This is a genomic window from Bradyrhizobium sp. Ses1, from assembly GCF_059512365.1.
In genome coordinates this window covers 209146-228304 of sequence record NZ_JCAMOQ010000005.1, presented here as the reverse complement: position 1 = coordinate 228304, position 19159 = coordinate 209146, and the positions used below count along the sequence as shown (strand labels likewise).

At 64.2% G+C, this 19159-nt stretch carries 13 protein-coding genes; 4 read left to right on the top strand and 9 right to left on the bottom strand.

The annotated features are described in order from the left end of the window. Positions 1 to 27: 27 nt before the first annotated feature. From AC5ZG5_RS09355 to AC5ZG5_RS09345, 3 genes are all read right to left on the bottom strand, one after another. Positions 28 to 1560, bottom strand: coding sequence for an SPOR domain-containing protein (locus tag AC5ZG5_RS09355; RefSeq protein ID WP_456644362.1), 1533 nt, complete (start codon positions 1558 to 1560; stop codon positions 28 to 30). Positions 1561 to 1677: 117 nt separating this feature from the next. Beyond that, the gene (gene argS, locus AC5ZG5_RS09350) at positions 1678 to 3474 is read right to left on the bottom strand and encodes an arginine--tRNA ligase (protein WP_456644363.1); all 1797 of its coding nucleotides are present in this window, start codon (positions 3472 to 3474) and stop codon (positions 1678 to 1680) included. A 9-nt stretch (positions 3475 to 3483) separates the two neighbouring features. Further along, entirely contained in the window at positions 3484 to 4695 is a 1212-nt protein-coding gene (locus AC5ZG5_RS09345) for a deoxyguanosinetriphosphate triphosphohydrolase (protein ID WP_456644364.1), read from the bottom strand. 139 nt (positions 4696 to 4834) lie between these two features. On the opposite strand from AC5ZG5_RS09345, the gene erpA reads away from it, so the two are divergent. Beyond that, positions 4835 to 5164: an iron-sulfur cluster insertion protein ErpA gene (gene erpA / locus AC5ZG5_RS09340; protein WP_130226383.1), complete on the top strand. Its 330-nt coding sequence runs from the start codon at positions 4835 to 4837 to the stop codon at positions 5162 to 5164. Between the two features lie 43 nt (positions 5165 to 5207). Here erpA and AC5ZG5_RS09335 read toward each other — a convergent pair whose 3' ends face one another. Both AC5ZG5_RS09335 and AC5ZG5_RS09330 read right to left on the bottom strand, forming a co-directional pair. Continuing rightward, a complete protein-coding gene (locus AC5ZG5_RS09335) occupies positions 5208 to 8330 on the bottom strand; it encodes an efflux RND transporter permease subunit (protein ID WP_456644365.1) in 3123 nt (1040 codons plus the stop codon). A 3-nt stretch (positions 8331 to 8333) separates the two neighbouring features. After that, complete coding sequence (locus tag AC5ZG5_RS09330) at positions 8334 to 9467, bottom strand: efflux RND transporter periplasmic adaptor subunit (protein WP_456644366.1); 1134 nt, start codon at positions 9465 to 9467, stop codon at positions 8334 to 8336. 203 nt (positions 9468 to 9670) lie between these two features. On the opposite strand from AC5ZG5_RS09330, the gene AC5ZG5_RS09325 reads away from it, so the two are divergent. Continuing rightward, complete coding sequence (locus AC5ZG5_RS09325; protein WP_456644367.1) at positions 9671 to 10177, top strand: GNAT family N-acetyltransferase; 507 nt, start codon at positions 9671 to 9673, stop codon at positions 10175 to 10177. A gap of 16 nt (positions 10178 to 10193) precedes the next feature. After that, on the top strand, positions 10194 to 10991 hold the full coding sequence (gene xth, locus AC5ZG5_RS09320) for an exodeoxyribonuclease III (protein WP_130226386.1): 798 nt from the start codon (positions 10194 to 10196) through the stop codon (positions 10989 to 10991). Positions 10992 to 11069: 78 nt separating this feature from the next. Here xth and AC5ZG5_RS09315 read toward each other — a convergent pair whose 3' ends face one another. Further along, positions 11070 to 11909 (bottom strand): tetratricopeptide repeat protein, encoded by an 840-nt coding sequence (locus AC5ZG5_RS09315; protein WP_028165610.1) that lies wholly within the window; start codon positions 11907 to 11909, stop codon positions 11070 to 11072. Next, positions 11896 to 13620: a dihydroxy-acid dehydratase gene (ilvD, locus tag AC5ZG5_RS09310; RefSeq protein WP_456644398.1), complete on the bottom strand. Its 1725-nt coding sequence runs from the start codon at positions 13618 to 13620 to the stop codon at positions 11896 to 11898. Before ilvD ends, AC5ZG5_RS09315 begins: the two co-directional genes overlap by 14 nt. Positions 13621 to 14442: 822 nt before the next feature. Here ilvD and AC5ZG5_RS09305 point away from each other — a divergent pair. Continuing rightward, complete coding sequence (locus AC5ZG5_RS09305) at positions 14443 to 16644, top strand: lytic transglycosylase domain-containing protein (RefSeq protein WP_456644368.1); 2202 nt, start codon at positions 14443 to 14445, stop codon at positions 16642 to 16644. Positions 16645 to 16905: 261 nt separating this feature from the next. Here the strand turns inward: AC5ZG5_RS09305 and AC5ZG5_RS09300 are convergent, their stop codons facing one another. Both AC5ZG5_RS09300 and AC5ZG5_RS09295 read right to left on the bottom strand, forming a co-directional pair. Next, on the bottom strand, positions 16906 to 17874 hold the full coding sequence (locus AC5ZG5_RS09300; RefSeq protein WP_456644369.1) for a tripartite tricarboxylate transporter substrate binding protein BugD: 969 nt from the start codon (positions 17872 to 17874) through the stop codon (positions 16906 to 16908). Positions 17875 to 17901: 27 nt separating this feature from the next. After that, entirely contained in the window at positions 17902 to 19143 is a 1242-nt protein-coding gene (locus AC5ZG5_RS09295; RefSeq protein ID WP_456644370.1) for a threonine synthase, read from the bottom strand. Positions 19144 to 19159: the final 16 nt, after the last annotated feature.

The window sequence follows — 19159 nt, the reverse complement described above, 5'->3', positions numbered from 1 at the left end:
GTATCCTGAGCGTCAAGGAAACCGCCGTTAATTCCTTTGGATGAGGCACTGCGGCCCGCCGGCGGCCTTCAAGCTGCTGCAAACCTGCGTCGCCTGATCCAGTGAGCTGAACGGACCGGCAAACGCCCGGTAGTACACACCCTTCTCGCCGAGATCGACGCGCTTCACGACCAGCGACTGCGAGCCGAGCACGCTTGGATACTTGCCCTGCAGCGCCTTGTAGGAGGACTGCGCATCCGCCTCGTTTCGTTGCGAGGAGACCTGAACGACGTACCCTCCGCTGCTTACGGTGGCCGTCGGATTGGTCGAAGCGACCCGGGTCGGCGCCGGATCGGGCTGGGGTGCGCCGGGCGCCAGCGACATCGGCGTGTTGGCGCTCGCATTGGCGGAGACCGGATTGCCGTGTGACGGGTTCGCAGACGCCGTCCGCGTGACAGGCGCGGGCTTGGCCGGCGGAGGCGGGGCCGATCCCGGTACGCCGGCATCTGTCGCGTCGCCCTTGACCGAAAGCGTCCGGATCCGTCGCGGCTCATTGTTCGGCAGCGTGCCGCTCGTGGTCATCGGTGAAGCTGCCGACGGAGCGACGCTCGCCACCGGCGGCGGGTTGGCATTTTGGTTCAACGGCGGAAACACCACGCGGGGACCGGTATTGGAGGTGACGTCGACCGGCGTCTCCTCGCGCGAGATGAGCTTTTCCGTGCCGTCGCCGGACGCGATGCGGTCTGGCGCCTTGCCGGCACCGTCAGGCTGCGACATGATCTTGGTCGGACTGTTGTCGGCCTTGATGATCGGCGGCTCGCCGCTGCGGGGCGAGCCGACATAGGTCCGGTAGGCAAAGGCTGCGCCCGTGCCCACCACCGCGAGCGCGAGCACGGCTCCTACCGTCATCAGTCCGCTGGAGCGCTTGCGCGGCGGAGGCTCCTCGTCCTCGTAAGCGTCGTTCTGATATGCGTAGGGGTCGTCGGGATACGCCGCTTCGCGCTGAAAATCCTGCCCGCCGGCTTCGATCTGGCCATAGAGTGCATCGTCGTAGCGCGACGGATCAAGCTGCTGCGCGGGCTCATCGAGCGGCAACTCCTCGCGATATTCCGGCACTGGCGTGCGATATTCCGGCGTCGGCACGGGCGCCGCGGCGTGCTGCGCGGTGTAGCGGTGCAGCGGGTGCACGGCGCTCGGGTGAAGATCCGGCTCTTCGTAGTCCTCCGACGGCCCAGCATAGTCCTGCGACGGCGCAGCATATTGCTGCGGTGGCGCGGCCTCATGGCGAGCGCGCTGCATCCAGGGCGGTGGGCTGGCCGGCAGGTCCACCTCCTCATCCTCAGCCTGCGGCTGATAGGTCTGCGGGCGAACATTGGCCCGCGACTGCAGCGGACGCGACGCTGGCTGCAGAGGATGCGGCGCCGGCTGCGGCTTGGGCGGATTGGCGGCAAACGGATCGGCCTGCCCGATCAGCCGCGCCAGTTCGGCCAACGGGTCGCTTTCGGCCCGACCCGCGGCATTGCTGCCGCGATCATAGTCGAGGTCGGCGGGAAAAGTTCGGTTTTGATATCGATCAGCCATCGTGATCTTGCATCCCCTTCGGGACAGCGCCAAGTCGCCTGCAACTTCCTGGTGCGAACGAGTTGGTCCTGCCAAGTACCCCCACGATCCCCATCGCGAGAGGCTTCGCCCCTGCTGCTACCGCATCTCGGTTGGGGCGTGGACGCCTAGAACAGCTAGACCCGATGCCAGAACCGAGACGACGCCCTGAACCATTGCCAGTCGCGCCCTTGTGATCTCTGCATCATTATTCATAATGAAGCGTAAATAGGGCAGATCGCCCCCTTTGTTCCAAAGCGCGTGGAACTCGCTGGCCAGGTCATACAGATAAAAAGCGATCCGATGCGGCTCATGTGCGACGGCCGCTGCCTCGATCATGCGTGGATAGAGCGCCAACTGCTTGAGAAGGCTGAGTTCCGCCGGATCGGACAGCCGCTCCAGCGCCGCCCCTGCAAGATAGTCCCGCCGCGCGCCGTCCTCGTCCGGGAGGTCGGGTAATACCTCCTGCCGCGCGTTACGGAAAACCGAGTGGCCGCGAGCGTGTCCGTACTGGACGTAGAACACGGCATTGTCCTTGGTCTGCTCGATCACCTTGGCGAGATCGAAATCGAGCACTGCATCGTTCTTGCGGAACAGCATCATGAAACGCACCGCGTCCGAGCCGACCTCGTCGACGACTTCGCGAAGCGTGACGAACTCGCCGGCGCGCTTCGACATCTTCGCCGGCTCGCCGTCACGCAGCAGCCGGACGAGCTGCACGATCTTCACGTCGAGTTCCGCCTTGCCCGCGCTCACGGCCTTCACCGCCGCCTGCATGCGCTTGACGTAGCCGCCATGATCGGCACCGAACACATCGATCAGATTGTGAAAGCCGCGCTCGAACTTGTTGCGATGATTGGCGATGTCGGACGCGAAATAGGTATAGGAGCCGTCCGACTTGATCAGCGGCCGGTCGACATCGTCGCCATAGGCGGTGGCGCGAAACAGCGTCTGCTCGCGGTCCTCGTAGTCCTCGACCGGCTTGCCTTTCGGCGGCGGCAGACGCCCCTCGTAGATGTCGCCTTTGTCGCGCAGGAAATCGATGGTCTCGGCGACCTTGTTGTTGCCGGTGTCGATCAGCGAGCGCTCGGAGAAGAACACGTCATGCTTGATGTTGAGCGCGGCGAGATCGTCCTTGATCTCGGCCATCATCATCGCGATCGCCTTGTCGCGCACGACCGGCAGCCAGGCGGCCTCGCGCATCGAAAGCAGCTTGTCGCCGTATTCCTTGGCAAGCGCCTGCCCGACCGGCTTCAAATAGTCGCCAGGATAAAGCCCTTCCGGGATCGCGCCGATGTCCTCGCCGAGCGCCTCGCGGCAGCGCAGATAGGCCGAGCGTGCGAGCACGTCGACCTGAGCACCGGCGTCATTGATGTAATATTCACGCGTGACGTCGAACCCTGCGAACTGCAGCAGACTGCAAAGCGCGTCGCCGAACACCGCGCCACGGCAATGGCCGACATGCATCGGTCCGGTGGGGTTGGCCGAGACGTACTCGACATTGACCTTTTCTTTGGCCCCGATCGCGCTTTGCCCGTAGCCGGCGCCCTCGCGCAGCACGGCGCGCAGGGCATCAGTCCAGACGTTTGGCTTGAGGGTCAGGTTGATGAAGCCGGGGCCGGCGACCTCGACGGACGCCACAAGCTCGTCGGCGCGCAATTTGGCTGCGATCTTCTCGGCGAGATCGCGCGGCTTGGCCTTGGCTTCCTTGGCGAGCACCATTGCGGCGTTGGTCGCCATGTCGCCATGGCTGGCCTCGCGCGGCGGCTCGACCACAACGCGCGAGAAATCGATGCCTTCGGGCCATTGGTCCTCAGCCGCGAGCGCGGCACAGATCGCGTGCACGCGCGCGAGCACATCGGCAAAAAGGTGCGGAGAAGCAGGTTTGTCGGCCATGGGCGCCGCCTAACGCAAATCCGGGGTCGAGTCAAAAAGCCTGTTATGCTCGATCAGGGCGTAGCGGTCGGTCATCCCGGCAATGAAATTACCGATCCGCCTGGCGCGTTCCGCCTCGGTCTCCGCCTCCCTGCCCTCCACCCACTCGGGCGGCAGGTCGTCCGGGGATTGCCGGTAGCGCGCGAACAGGTCGAACACGATCTGTTCGGCCTCGTCCATCACCCGCATCACCCGCTGGTGGCGGTACATCCGCTGCCAGAGGAAGGCCTTGATCTCCGCCTCCTCCTGGGCAATGGCCGGAGGAAACGCGATCAGCGGCCCGTTATGACGCCGCACATCTTGGGCGGATTGCGGCTGCGCGGCGTCCAGGCGCCGGCTCGCCTCCGCGAAGACCGCGCTGATGAAATGCGAGATCAGTTCGCGCACCAGTTCCGCGCCGCGCCGGACTTCATCCAGGCCCGGATAGTGCCGGTCGATTGCCGCAATGATTTCCGCAGTCAGCGGCATCACCTTGAGTTCGTCGACACTGAACAGCCCCGCGCGCAGGCCGTCGTCGATGTCGTGGGCGTCATAGGCGATGTCGTCGGCAAAGGCCGCGACCTGGGCTTCGAGCGAAGCAAAACTCCATAGCTCCAGATCGTAGGTCTTGTTGTACTCGGAAATACCGATGGGGATTCCGCCGGTTTCGAGGTAGCGACCGGCCGGCGCGCCGCTACGCTCGATCAGCGGCCCGTTATGCTTGACGATGCCCTCGAGCGATTCCCAGGTGAGATTGAGCCCGTCGAATTCGGGATAGCGGTGCTCCAGCGTGGTGACCACGCGCAGCGCCTGTGCGTTGTGATCGAAGCCGCCATGAGGTTTCAGGCACGTGTCCAATGCCCGCTCGCCGGCATGGCCGAACGGCGGGTGTCCGAGGTCGTGCGCAAGCGCCAGAGTCTCCGTCAGGTCCTCGTCCAGCCCGAGCTGGCGCGCCAGCGCACGGGCGATCTGCGCGACTTCCAGCGAATGGGTCAGCCGCGTACGGTAGTGGTCGCCCTCGTGGAACACGAAGACCTGGGTCTTGTACTTCAGCCGCCGGAACGCGGTGGAATGGATCACGCGGTCGCAATCCCGGCGGAAGGCGCTGCGGGTCTTGCTCGGGGCCTCCGCGAACAGCCGCCCGCGGCTGCGATCGGGGTCGCAGGCATAGGGCGCGCGGGGGGCAGCCATTCCGACCGACACGGTTTTTTAGTCCTTATCCATTTGATTCCGCTTCCTTCCGCACTTAACTATGGTGAGCGCGGGATACCAAATGAAATGGGTATGACGTTGCGAACATGGTCCGCAAAGATCATGCTCAAACAAGGCTTCGGAGCTTGCCATGACTGATTCCGTCACCATCACCGAGCGGGCCGCCCATCGGATCGGTCAAATCCTCAAGAGCGAGGGTGACGGTGCGATGCTGCGCATTTCGGTCGAAGGCGGCGGCTGCTCCGGCTTCCAGTACAAGTTCGACGTCGACCGCGCCAAGGCGGAAGACGATCTCGTGATCTCCCGTGAAGAGGCGGTGGTGCTGGTCGATTCGGCGTCCGCGCCGTTCCTGGCAGGGTCCGAGGTCGATTTTGTCGACGATCTGATCGGCGCGTCCTTCCGCGTCGTCAACCCCAATGCGACCGCCTCCTGCGGCTGCGGCACCAGCTTCTCGATCTGATTTTCGTCTGTAAGCAGGTCGCAAACAGCGCCTGCGTGCATCGTCACTCCGCCGCCACCACGTGCGGCCGATCCTCGCCACCTTCCTCCTGCGGCTCGAGCTTGCGGCGCAGCCGACGGTCGATGCGGTCGAGATAGATATAGATCACCGGCGTGATGAACAGCGTCAGCAGCTGCGAGACGCAGAGTCCGCCGACCACGGCCACGCCGAGCGGCTGGCGCAGTTCGGCGCCGGCGCCCGCGCCGAGTGCGATCGGCAGCGTGCCGAAGATCGCGGCAAACGTCGTCATCATGATCGGGCGAAAGCGCAAGAGCGCGGCTTCACGGATCGCGTGTTCGGCGCTCAGGCCGACGCGACGACGCTCGAGCGCGAAATCGACCATCATGATCGCATTCTTCTTGACGATGCCGACCAGCATCACGATGCCGATCATCGCGATGACCGACAGCTCCATGTTGAACAGCATCAAGGTGAGGATCGCGCCGATGCCGGCCGACGGCAGGCCGGAGATGATCGTGATCGGATGGATGAAGCTCTCGTAGAGAATCCCGAGGATCACGAAAGCCGCGAACACCGCGGCGAGGATCAAGACGCCCTGCCCGCGCAGCGAATCCTGGAACACCTGCGCAGTGCCGGAGAAGCCGGTCGCGATCGTGGCCGGCAGGTTCGAGCTCTGCTCCAGCGCCGTGATCTGGTCGACCGCATAGCCCAGCGAAGTGCCGGGCGCGAGGTTGAACGAGATCGTCACCGCCGGCTGCTGGCCCTGGTGGTTGATCTGCAACGGCCCGACCGATGGCACCAGCCTTGCGACCGCATCCAGCGGAATGGTTTGGCCGCTCCCGGTCTTCATGTAGAGCTTGGACAGATTGGACGGATCGACCCGGAACTCCGGCTGCACCTCCAGGATGATCTGGTAGTCATTGGAGGGCATGTAGATGGTGCCGACCTGGCGCGCGCCGTAGGCGTTGTAGAGCTGGTTGCGCACCTGATCGACGGTGACGCCGTAGACCGCGGCCTTCTCGCGGTCGATGTCGACCGTCATCTGCGGGTTCTTGATGTAGAGATCGGTGGTGACGTCGAGCAGGCCCGGGATCTTCTCGATCTTGTCGCGCATGTCGGGCGCGATCCGGTACAGCGACTCGGTATCGCCGCTCTGCAGCACATATTGATACTGGCTCTTGGAGACGCGGCCGCCGATGTTGAGATTCTGGACGCTCTGGAAGAACGCCTGCATGCCCGGGATGGCGCGGGCCTTCTGGCGCAGCCGCCCGATCACGACGCTAGCGTTGTCGCGTTCCTTCTGCGGCTTCAGCGCGATGAACAGGCGGCCGTAATTCGCGGTCGGGTTGGGCCCGCCGGAACCGACGGTCGAGTTGACGTAGTCGACCGCAGGGTCAGTGCGAAGCACGTCGACCAGCGCCTGCTGGCGCACCTTCATCGCTTCGAACGAGGTGTCGGTTGCGGCCTCGGTCACGCCGATCAGGAAGCCGGTGTCCTCCTGCGGGAAGAAGCCCTTCGGCACGATCATGTAGAGATAGAAGGTGCCCGCGAGCGTCGCCAGGGTGACGGCGAGCATCAGCGCCTTTTTCGCCAGCACCCAGTCGAGCGCCCATTCGTAGGCCCGCAGCAAGGCATCGAACATCGCCTCGAACGCCCGCAGCACGACATTCGGGCGCTTGGTCTCGTCATGAGCCCGCAGCACGCGCGCGCACAGCATCGGCGTCAAGGTCAGCGAGACGAACCCGGACACGATGATCGCGACCGAGATCGTCACCGCGAATTCGCGGAATACGCGGCCGACGATGCCGCCCATCAGGAGCACCGGGATGAACACGGCGATCAGCGAGAAGGTGATCGAGATGATGGTAAAGCCGATCTCGCGTGCGCCCTTCAGTGCCGCCTCGAACGGCCGCATGCCGCGCTCGATGTGGCGGACGATGTTTTCCAACATGACGATGGCGTCGTCGACCACAAAGCCGACCGATAATGTCAGCGCCAGCAGCGTCATGTTGTTGACGGAGTAGTCCAGCGCATACATCGCCGCGAAGGTGCCGAGCAGCGAGATCGGGACCGCGAGCGCCGGAATGAAGGTGGCCCACAGCGACCGCAGGAACAGGAAGATCACCAGGATGACCAGCCCGATCGCGATCAGCAGGGTTTCCTCGACGTCGCTGACCGCCTGCCGGATCGAGACCGAGCGGTCCATCATCACCTGCATGGTCACGGAAGGCGGGATCGAGGCCCGCAGTGCCGGCAGCTTCGCCAGCACGGAATCGACCACCGCGACCGTATTGGCGTCGGGCTGCTTCTGGATCGCGAGCACGATCGCGCGCTCGTCGTTCAGCCAGGTCGCGACCTTGTCGTTCTCGACGCTGTCATAGACCTTCGCGATCTCGTCGAGTCTGACCGGCGAACCGTTGCGCCAGGCGACATAGATCTGGCGGTAGTCAGCCGCCTTGTCCATCTGGCCGGAGGCCTGCAGCGCGACGTCCTGCTTCGGCCCGTTCAGCGTTCCGACGGGGGTCGAGGAATTGGCGCGCGACACCGCGGACCTGATGTCCTCGAGCGACACCCCGCGCGCCGCCGCGGCCACGGGGTCGGCCTGGACCCGGATCGCGAATTTCTGCGCGCCATAGATCAGGACCTGGGCGATGCCCGGAAGCTGCGACAGTGCCTGGCCGATGGTGATGTCGCCATACTCGTTGACGGTCGAGAGTGGCAGTGTCGCCGAATTCAGCGAGATGAAGAGAACCGGGAAGTCCGCCGGGTTCACCTTGCGGAAGCTGGGTGGTGTCGTCATCTCGATCGGCAACCGGCGCTGGGCGATCGTCAGCGCGGTCTGCACGTCGAGCGCCGCGGCGTCGATGTTGCGGTTGAGGTCGAACTGGATGGTGATGACGCTCGTGCCCTGAGAGGAGTTCGAGGACATCGAGGAAATGCCCGCGATCGTCGAGAGCTGCCGCTCGATGATGCCGGCGACCGAGGCCGCCATGGTGTCGGCGCTCGCGCCCGGCAGCGTCGCGGTCACGGCAATGGTCGGGAAATCCACTTTCGGCAACGCCGAGACCGGCAACAGGCGGAAGCCGAAAATGCCAAAGGCGATGATCGCCGCGGTGATCAGCGTCGTCATCACCGGTCGCCGGATGCAAAGTTCGGGCAGTGACATCGCTCACGCCCCGGCCTTGCGGGCGCGCGGCTCGGCCCGCGTGCCGTCCGACAACAGAAGCTGGCCGTCGACGACGACATCTTCGCCGCCGGAGAGCCCCTCGGCGATGACAGAGAAACCGCCGAAGGTGCGGTCGACCTTGACCGGCATGACCTTGGCCACGCCGTCCTTCACGGCGAAGACATAGTTGCCGTTCTGGCTGCGCTGGACCGCGACTGTCGGAACCACCACGGCATCCTCGTTACGGATGATCAGCTTGGTCTGCACCAGAATGCCCGGCCACAGGGTCTCATTTCCATTGTCCATGATGCCGCGGACGGTCACCATGCCCGTGGTCGAGTCCACGGTGTTCTCGACCATCGCGACCTTGCCATCTTCCGAGCGCTTGTGCCCGGGAACGGTCGCGATCACCTTGGAATCGCCTTTCGCCATCGCGTCGCGGAGGTCGACCAGCACGCGCTGCGGGATCGCGAAAGTGACGTAGACCGGCGCCATCTGGTTGATGGTGGCGAGCGGCTGGGTGTCGGCGGGGCGCACGAAATTGCCGACCTTCACATTGGCAGCGCTGATGCGGCCCGCGAACGGCGCGCGGATGACAGTGTAGCTTTTCTGGACCCGCAAATTTTCCAGTGCCGACTGGTCGGCCTTGATGGTGCCGATCAGGATGTCGGACTGGGTCTTGGCATTGTCGACATTGACCTGGGTGGTCGCGCCCTTCGCGACGAGATCGTTGTAGCGGCGCAGATCGCGCTGCGCGCCCTCGAACTGAGCCTGGTCCCTGGCCAGCACGCCCTCCGCCTGCTCGATCTGGGCGTCGATTTGCCGCGCGTCGAGCGTGAACAGCAGGTCGCCCTCATTGATCTTGGCGCCGTCCTCGAAATGCACGCCAATGATCGTGGTCTCGAGCCGTGACTTCAGCGCCACGCTGGCAATCGGCGTCACGGTTCCGATGGCGTCGACATCGACGGGCACCGACCGACGCTCCGCCTTGGCGAGTTCGACCGAAACCGCGCGCGGCCGCTGCGGCGCCTGCGCGTTTGCACCGCCACCGGCGAGCCACGAAGAGCGGGTGGCGTAGGCGGCCACGGCAGCGATGCCGATGACGCCTGCAACGAGAATCAAATTACGTTTCTTCATGCCTTTTGCTCGTCCGCCGGCCCACAACGGCCGTGACGACCCAATCCTGCCCCTGCCTGCCCCTCGACAGCGCATTTTGCGCCATTAATTCTTAAACGGTTATCACAGCCGAGCGGCTGATGGTATGCCAACGGCCGAAATTGCGACTATTAGGTGATACGGCACGCGCCAACCGCCCCGTCGCGATTCGACAATGTGCCAGAATGGCGACCGCGACACCGCTGGCGGCAAACGGGCCGTATCATTTCACCTCTTCAATGAGCTTTCCGTATCGCTGCCTCATGTCCGCCTCCGTCCTTGTCTGCACCTGGGAAGAAGTGCGCGAACGCGCCCGTGCCATCCGCTACGGCGTCTTTGTCGAAGAGCAAGGCGTGCCGGAGGCACTGGAGTGGGACGATATGGACGCGCCGAGCTGGCACGCGCTGGCGTTTGCCGAGGACGGCACACCCGTGGCCACGGGCCGGCTGCTGCCCGACGGCCATATCGGCCGCATGGCCGTGCTCAAGGCGGCGCGCGGCACGGGCATGGGCGCCCGAGTGCTGGACGCGCTGATAGCCAAGGCGGTCGAACTCGGCTATCCCGAACTGATCCTTAACGCGCAAACGCACGCCGAGCCGTTCTACGCGCGCGTCGGGTTCGAGCGGGTCGGCGAGGAATTCGAGGAGGCCGGCATCCCGCACATCGAGATGCGGAAACGCTTGGTCTCGTAAAAATAGAGGACTTCGAATGGGACTTCGCATCGCGACGTGGAACGTCAATTCGATCCGGCAGCGGCTCGAGCTTCTCCTCACCTGGCTGAAGGAGTGCTCCCCTGACATCGTCTGCCTGCAGGAAATCAAATGCACCGACGAAGCGTTTCCGCGGCTGGAGATTGAATCGCTCGGCTATAACGTCGTCACGCATGGGCAGAAGACCTTCAACGGCGTCGCCTTGCTCTCCAAGTTGCCGTTCGACGAGACCAAGTCGGGCCTCGCCGGCGATGACGAAGACGCGCACGCCCGCTTCCTCGAAGGGGTGGTCACGCACAAGCATGGCGTGCTCAGGATCGCCTGCCTCTATCTGCCCAATGGCAACCCGGCCAACAGTGACAAATATCCCTACAAGCTCAAATGGATGTCGCGACTTCTTGAGTACTCGCGGGAGCGACTTAAAGCGGAAGAGCCGCTGATCCTTGCCGGCGACTTCAACGTGATCCCGGCAGCCTCGGACGTCTACAACCCGCCGGCCTGGGTGGAAGACGCGCTATTCCGTCCGACCACCCGCGAAGCGTTCCAGTCCCTGCTCGGTCTCGGCCTGACCGATGCGCTGCGCGCCGTGACCGACGCGCCCGGCCAGTACACGTTCTGGGATTACCAGGCCGGGGCCTGGCAGAAGAACTGGGGCCTGCGGATCGACCACCTCTTGATGTCGCCCCAGGCCAGCGACCGGCTGACCCATGTCGGGGTCGACAGCTACGTCCGCGCCTGGGAAAAACCGTCAGACCACGTGCCGGTGTGGGCCGATCTCGATTTCGAGGCTGCGTAAAAGCGGCGGCTTCGCCCTTCCCGCTAACGGACGAGGAAGTGCGGCCTCCAGTCGAGGATGCAGGCGACCCAATCTTGGCTAGTCGCGGCGGCCCTGCACCCAGTGCTCGAGCATCTGCAGCGCCATCGCGCGGTCGTCGTCGGAGGCCTTGGCGAACGCGCGGTTATAGCTTTCCTTGATCCACATCTCGTCGGGAGCGGCGCTGTCGCGGGCGAGCGTCAGCCACATCAGGCCGCGGGCCCGCTGCGGCGGCAGCCGGTCGCCGTTGAACAGCATCTGTCCGAGCAGCGCTTGGGCCTGGTGCTGGCCCTTCTGGGCGGCAAGCCCGAGCCAGCGCGCGCCATAGCGGAAATCTTCCCGCGAGGCGTCCGGCGTCTTCAGATAGAGCCGGGCGAGGTCATACTGGGCGTCGGCATTGCCGAAATAGGAGGCGGCATAAGAGAACATCTCCCGCGCCCGATCGGTGTCCGCCTTGATCTTCGAGTTCGGGATGCCGTTGAGGTAGTACCGCCCCAGCGCCACGAAGGCCTGGGCCACGATCGTCGCCTGCGGCGCCGAGGGACTATCTTCGGCATGCGCATTGGCGATGCGGCTGAAATATTCGAAGGCGCGCAGGTCATCTTGGGCGACACCGTCGCCCTCGGCGTACATCCGCCCGAGCTTCCACTGGGCGACGGGATGGCCGCCCTCTGCGGCAAATTGCAGCGACGAGAAGGAACTCGTGGAATTGGCGGCATTCGCCGTGGGCGGCGGAACCGCGATCCGCTTCAATCCGCCCCCAGCGCTGGGCTGAGGGGAAACCATCGGCAGCGTGGCGTCCGATGGATTGACCGGGGCGCCGTCGAACGCAAATCCAGGGCCCGCCACCGGAATGGCCCCTAAAATCAACGCAATAATCGTACGCTCAAATGTCCGCATAACACTGTTTCTCGTGCGCGCCACCTGGATGGGTGACCGCGCCATCCACCGCAGGCCCGACCTGCTGGGCATACTTCCACAGCGCACCAGATGTGTGGTTAGTCGCGCGAGGGGCCCATTTGGTCTTGCGTTCGGCGAGTTCGGCGTTGCTCAACTTTACGTTAAGAGTCCCGGCCACCGCGTCGATCTCGATGATGTCGCCGTCCTGCAACAGCGCGATCGGTCCGCCGATGGCGGCTTCCGGTCCGACATGACCGATGCAGAAGCCTCTTGTGGCGCCCGAGAACCGGCCGTCGGTGATCAGCGCGATCTTGCCGCCCATGCCCTGCCCGGTCAGCGCTGCTGTCGTTGCCAGCATTTCCCGCATGCCGGGACCGCCCTTCGGTCCCTCATAGCGGATGACGATGACCTCGCCTTCCTTATAGGTCCGCTTCTGGACCGCCTCGAAGGCGTCCTCCTCGCGGTCGAAGCAACGGGCAGGCCCGGTAAACTTCAAGTTCGACATGCCCGCGACCTTCACGATCGCTCCTTCCGGCGCAAGATTACCCTTCAAGCCGACGACACCGCCGGTGACGGTGATCGGCTTGTCCGCCGGACGAACCACGTCCTGATGCGGATTCCATTTCACGCTTTTGAGGTTTTCGGCGATCGTTCGGCCCGTCACGGTCAGGCAATCGCCGTGCAGGTATCCGTTATCGAGCAGCGTCTTCATCAGCAGCGGAATGCCGCCAGCTTCAAACATGTCTTTGGCAACATAACGGCCGCCCGGCTTCAAATCCGCGACGTACGGAGTCTTTTTGAAGATTTCCGCCACGTCGAACAGATCGAACTTGATGCCGCATTCATTGGCGATCGCCGGCAGATGCAGGCCGGCATTGGTCGAGCCACCGGAGGCGGCGACCACGGCCGCAGCATTCTCCAGGGATTTACGGGTGATGATGTCGCGCGGCCGGATGTTCTTGGCGACCAGCTCCATGATCTTCTCGCCGGCGGCGGCGCAGAACGCGTCGCGGATCTCGTAAGGCGCCGGCGCCCCGGCAGAATACGGGAGTGCGAGCCCGATCGCTTCCGACACGGTCGCCATGGTGTTGGCGGTAAACTGGGCGCCGCAGGCACCGGCCGACGGACAGGCCACACGCTCGATCTCGTCGAGATCGGCATCCGACATGGCGCCGACCGAGTGCTTGCCGACGGCTTCGAACATGTCCTGGACGGTGACCTGCTGGCCGCGGAAGTTGCCTGGAAGGATCGAGCCGCCATAGATGAAGATCGAGGGCACGTTGAGGCGGACCATCGCCATCATCATACCCGGCAACGACTTGTCGCAGCCGGCGAGGCCAACCAAGGCGTCGTAGGAGTGACCGCGCACGGTCAGTTCAACCGAGTCGGCGATGCATTCCCTAGATGGCAGCGACGAGCGCATGCCGTCATGGCCCATGGCGATGCCGTCGGTGACGGTGATGGTGCAGAATTCGCGCGGGGTGCCGCCGGCGGAGGCCACGCCCTTCTTCACCGCCTGGGCCTGGCGCATCAGCGAGATGTTGCACGGCGCGGCTTCGTTCCAGCAGGTGGCCACGCCGACGAACGGCTGGTGGACCTGCTCGGTGGTGAGCCCCATGGCATAGAGATACGAACGATGCGGGGCGCGCTCGGGACCCTCCGTCACGTGGCGGCTTGGCAGTCTGTTCTTGAGCTTGGTCTTGGCGTCCATCGCGAACCCAGTTTCCCTAGCCATCTCTGCCTTGACCCGGGAAATGGTGATCATCCCATCGCTTCGCGAGTGCCGTGGCTTTAGCCTTACAGAGCATCATTTCATGCAGGGGTGTGGCTAAAAAGCGGCGGGTGCAAGACCCGGCCAATTAAACGGTTAAATCTTAGAGAACTGTTGCCTCATCGCAACAAACGTTGCCCCTTAGCAACCATTTGGACGGGTTCCGGGCGCTTAGCAGGCATTTTTAGGGCGCGCGAAAACCCAACACGGAAGACCGTCATAGCGAAGGCCGGGTTTCGCTCGGCTCGACTCACGCTGCGATTCTCGCTTCGTGGTCACTCTCGGAAAGCGGCTGTTCATAGCTACCAGAGGTTGACGTGACGCTATCCAGCCGCCGCCGCTTTCCAGATCAGCAAGCCCGGTGATTATCAGTCTCTGGTCAAGCGGGCGGACGACGAGAGGCCGGCTCAGATTGAAATTTCGAATAGCGAAGAGGATGCGAGTTCCCGTTCTCGCGCGGCGATGTGCCCGAGGTTACACCTCGCTTCACCTCTCTTTGGCCAAGATTGTCGGCTGAGTTCGCGCCGTTCGCGTCCGTTCGGTGGGAAACATCATACGACAAACGCGACCATTGGCAGATGCGAAGTTCCATCTCGATCAATCCGCAATTCAACCGCGGTTAGAGTTCCATTCACTTCAGCGTTTTTTGCGCTCTGTGGCCTGAGCGCGACAGTTGTGAATCGACGCTGTGATAACCTTAGGTCACTCAAGCCGCACGGTTTGCGACTTGGTTTGTCTAATGGTTCGCAGGGGGACCATGGAATGAACCAGTGCTTACGTTCGCTGTCTTGTCTCCTCACGGTGGCTGTGCTCGCGCTATTCTCGACGGATGCGACGGCACGCTCGGGCCACAAGCAAGCGCACATCAAGAAGACGAGCGACGCGAAGGCGTCGAAGGCGCGCAACCAGCGTGACGCCGCAGGCGGAAAACGCGGACGTGGCAAGCACGCCGATGCGCGCCGCAAGTCGAAGCAATCGACGGATGCATCCGCGAAGGAAGCTGCTGCGCCGACGCCGGCACTGTCGGGCGATCTCGCGCTGGTGAAAGACGGGATCGATCTGGCGCGCAAGGCGAAGACGGAGGAGGCGACCGCCACCAGAGACAAGATCACCGACCCGGCGGGCCAGAAGCTGGTCGAATGGTACATCCTGCGCCACACGGAGACGACGGCGAATTTCAGCCGGTATGCGGCGTTCATGGCCGCCAATCCGGATTGGCCGAGCATGGCGCTATTGCGCCGCAAGGCCGAGGGGCGGCTGTGGCAGGAGCGCAGCGATGCGGCCACGGTTCATCGCTTCACCCGCGATCGGCCCACCAGCTCCAAGGGCAAATTCGCGCTGGCGCGTGTGCTCCTGACCGAAGGCGACCGCGATGGTGCTGCGCGTCTGGTGAGCGACGCCTGGCGCTCGGAGGAATTGTCGGATCGGCTGGAAGGCGACGCGTACGAGGTGTTCAGTGATCTCCTCACCCGCGAGGATCACCGCGCGCGCATGGACAAGCGGATCGGCGCCAAGGATCTTGCCGGCGCCAAGCGTGCGGCACAACGGCTCGGCAGCGACGAGCTTGCGATCGTGAAGGCGTGCGGCGCGGTGGCCGCGAAATCGAGCAAGGCGCTCGACCAGCTCAATGATGTCGCAACCGAGGCCCGCAAGGATCTCGGCTACACGCTTTGCCGCCTGCAGTGGCTGCTCGGCGAGAACCGCGTTGATGACGCGGCGGACCTGGTGCTATCGGCCGCGCCCGAGGCCATGGCGCTGCAGGACACCGATCAATGGTGGCGCGAGCGGCGCTCGCTGGCCCGCAAGCTGCTCGATCAGGGCAAGTTCCAGACCGCATACCAGGTTGTCGCCGCCGCCGCGCTGCCGGCCAACGAATATTACCGCGCTGATTTCCACTCCACGTGCGGCTGGATCGCCTTGCGCTATCTCAACGATCCCGTGACGGCGGCGACGCACTTCGCGCGCATCGACGAAGGCGCGGCCAATCCGATCGTGCTGGCGCGCGCCAACTACTGGCGCGGACGCGCCGCCGAAGCGCTTGGAGAAAAGGACGCGATGCGCGCCAGCTTTGAGGCCGCCGCGCGCTACCCGACCGCCTATTACGGACAGCTCGCGCGCGCCAGGCTGGGCCTTGATGCAATCGAGCTGCGGACGCCCTCGCCGGCCCCTGCCTCCGACGATATGGCGGCCGCAGACGAGCGCGTACGGGCCGCCGATATGCTCTACCAGATTGGCGAACGCGACGTGGCGCTGTATTTCGCCACCGATCTCGGCGAGCAGAGCACCGACGTCGCCACGCTTAACGCGCTCGGCGAGCTTACGGCCCGTCGCAACGACGCGGCCGCCATGCTGCAACTCGGCAAATCGGCGCTCGGGCGCGGCCTTGCGCTCGAGCGCTATGCCTTCCCAACCATCGGGATCCCCAACCACACTCAGGTTGCACCCGAGATCGAGCGCAGCATGATCTATTCGGTGGCGCGCACCGAGAGCGCGTTCGACCAGCGCGACAAATCGCCGGCCAATGCGGTCGGACTGATGCAGGTGACGCCGGAAGCCGGCCGTGACACCGCCAAGCGCTTCGGCGTGACCTATGACTGGGACCGGATGGTTTCCGATCCCGTCTACAACACCCAGATGGGTGCGGCCGAACTCAGCGCCCTGCTCGCGGATTACAAGGGTTGTCACATCATGACCTTCGCCGGCTACAACGCCGGCCGCGGCCGCGTGCGCGACTGGGTGAAGGCCTATGGCGACCCACGCGATCCGAATGTGGATCCGGTCGATTGGGTCGAGCGCATTCCGATCTCCGAGACGCGCAATTATGTGCAGCGCGTGATGGAGAATTTGCTGGTCTACCGCGCGCGTTTTGGCAGCGGCACGGCGGTGGCAACGAAGACCGATCAGCGCGTGGTTACGCAGGAGACGAACGCCGCAGCGACCGCGCCGGCAGGCGCGGCGCAGTGATTCCCTTGCGGGGCTCGCACTGTACCAGCCCCTGATGGTGAGGAGCGCGCAGCGCGTCTCGAACCATGAGGCCCCGATCTCGCCCGCGGCCATCCTTCGAGACGCCTGCTTCGCAGGCTCCTCAGGATGAGGATCTCACATGCGGCAGGGCGCGAGCTTCGTAGCCCGGGTGGAGCGTCAGCGTAACCCGGGGCCGCTCGTACACGTGGATAGAGCTGTCCCGGGTTGCGCTTCGCTTCACCCGGGCTACCGACTACAACCTCAATCCACCTTGACGTCGGCGTCCTTGATCATCGGCCACCATTTTGCGATCTCGGCCTTCTGCCAGGCGCCGAGGGCTTCGGGCGTGAGCTGATTCTTCGGCGGCATGCGCAGGCCGAGGTTTTCGAGCTGTTTTATGACCACGGGATCGTTCAGCGCCTCCACCGCGGCAGCATTCAGCTTGGCGACAATCTCCTTCGGCGTGCCTTTGGGCACCCAAAGGCCGGACCACAGCGTCATGTGGAAGCCCGGCAGACCGGCTTCATCGGTGGTTGGGACCTCGGCCGCAGAGTCGACGCGCCTGTCGTCGGTGACGGCATAGGCGCGGATGGTGCCGGCGCGAACCTGGTTGATCGAGTTGGAGGTCTGATCGATCATGATGTCGATCTGCCCCGCAACGAGATCGTTCAACGCCGGCGCGGTGCCGCGATACGGCACATATTGCAATTTGATGCCGGAGACGGTCTCGAAATAGAGCCCGGCGATGTGGCTGCCGGAGCCGGCGCCCGCAGTGCCGGCGGTCGGCGGCGACGGTCGCGACTTCAGCCAGGCCAAGAGTTCGCTTAGCGATTTGGCGGGGATCGCGTTCTTGCTGACGATGATCATCGGATTGCTCGGCAACAGCACCACCGGTTCGAGATCGGCGACGAGGTCATAGCCGAGCTTGTAGACGGCGCCGTTGGCGACATGCGTGCCGAGATGGCCGAACGAGATCGTGTAGCCGTCCGCCGGCGAGCGTACTGCGCGGCCGACGCCGATCGAGCCGCCCGCTCCCGTGACGTTCTCGATCAGGAGCGTCTCTCCTAGCGAGGCCTTCATCCGCTCGGCGAGGATACGCGCCATCGCATCCGACGGCCCGCCGGCGGAGAACGGCACGATGATAGTGATCGGATGCGAAGGATAGTTCTGGGCGACGGCGGCGCCGCACCATGTCAACACCGCAAGGAACGCCAAGACTACCTTTCGCATCGCCTACTCCATTCGAAAATGTCCGGCTTAGAATTGCGCGAAGTCGATCGGCTTGAAACGATCGAGCGTGCGTGTGACCGGCGGCAGCGGATATTTAAGGCCCGTGGCGCAATTGAACAGCATCACGCGATCGTTTTTCATGACGCGTCCGTCGGCGAGGCTCTGCTTGTAGGCGGCATAAGTGGCCGCGCCCTCGGGGCACAGCAACAGCCCCTCCTCGCGCGCAACTTCGCTCAGCGCAGCAGAAATCTTCTCGTCTTCGACCGCAATGGCGAAACCTTTGCTCTCGCGGACCGCACGCAGGATTAAAAAATCTCCGATCGCCTGCGGCACGCGGATGCCGGAAGCGATGGTGTGCGCGTCTTCCCAGCGCGTCGCATGCTCGGTGCCTGCTTCAAAAGCACGCACCATCGGGGCGCAGCCGGAAGCCTGCACCGCGACCATGCGCGGGCGCTTGCTACCGATGAAGCCGATCGCCTCCAGTTCGGCAAAGGCCTTCCACATGCCGATCAGGCCGGTGCCGCCGCCAGTCGGATAGAAGATCACGTCGGGCACGTCCCAGCCGAGTTGTTCGGCGAGTTCGAGCCCCATCGTCTTCTTGCCCTCGATCCGGTACGGCTCCTTCAAGGTCGACGTGTCGAACCAGCCGACCTTGGCCTTGCCCTCGCCGACGATCTTGCCGCAATCATCGATCAGGCCGTTGACGCGGTAAACGGTCGCGCCCTGCAACTCGATCTCGCTGACATTCACTTCCGGCGTGTCGGCCGGGCAGAAGATCGTGGTCTTGATGCCGCAGGCGGTGGCGTAAGCGGCGAGCGCGGCACCGGCATTGCCGTTGGTCGGCATCGCCATGTGCTTGATGCCGAGCGCCTTGCCCATCGACACCGCCATGACGAGGCCGCGCGCCTTGAACGAGCCGGTCGGCAGCCGCCCCTCGTCCTTGACGATGATCTCGCCGCCGCCGAGCCTGGCGCCGAGTTTCGGCAGCCGGATCAACGGCGTCGTCACCTCGCCGAGGCTGACGATGTCCTTGCATTGGCGCACCGGCAACAATTCGCGATAGCGCCACATGTCGGCGGGACGCTGCTTCAGCGCATCCTTGCTCAGCGCCTTCTTCACGCCCTCGAGGGCATAGCGCACCAAGAGCGGCTTGCCGGCCTTGGAGAGGTTGTGCACCTGGTCGGCGGGATAGTGATCCCCCTCCATCGCGCATTCGAGATGGGTGACGAAGGTCGGGCGTTCGATGGTGAGATTGTCGTTGTCTTTCACGGTTCGCCGTCCCTCT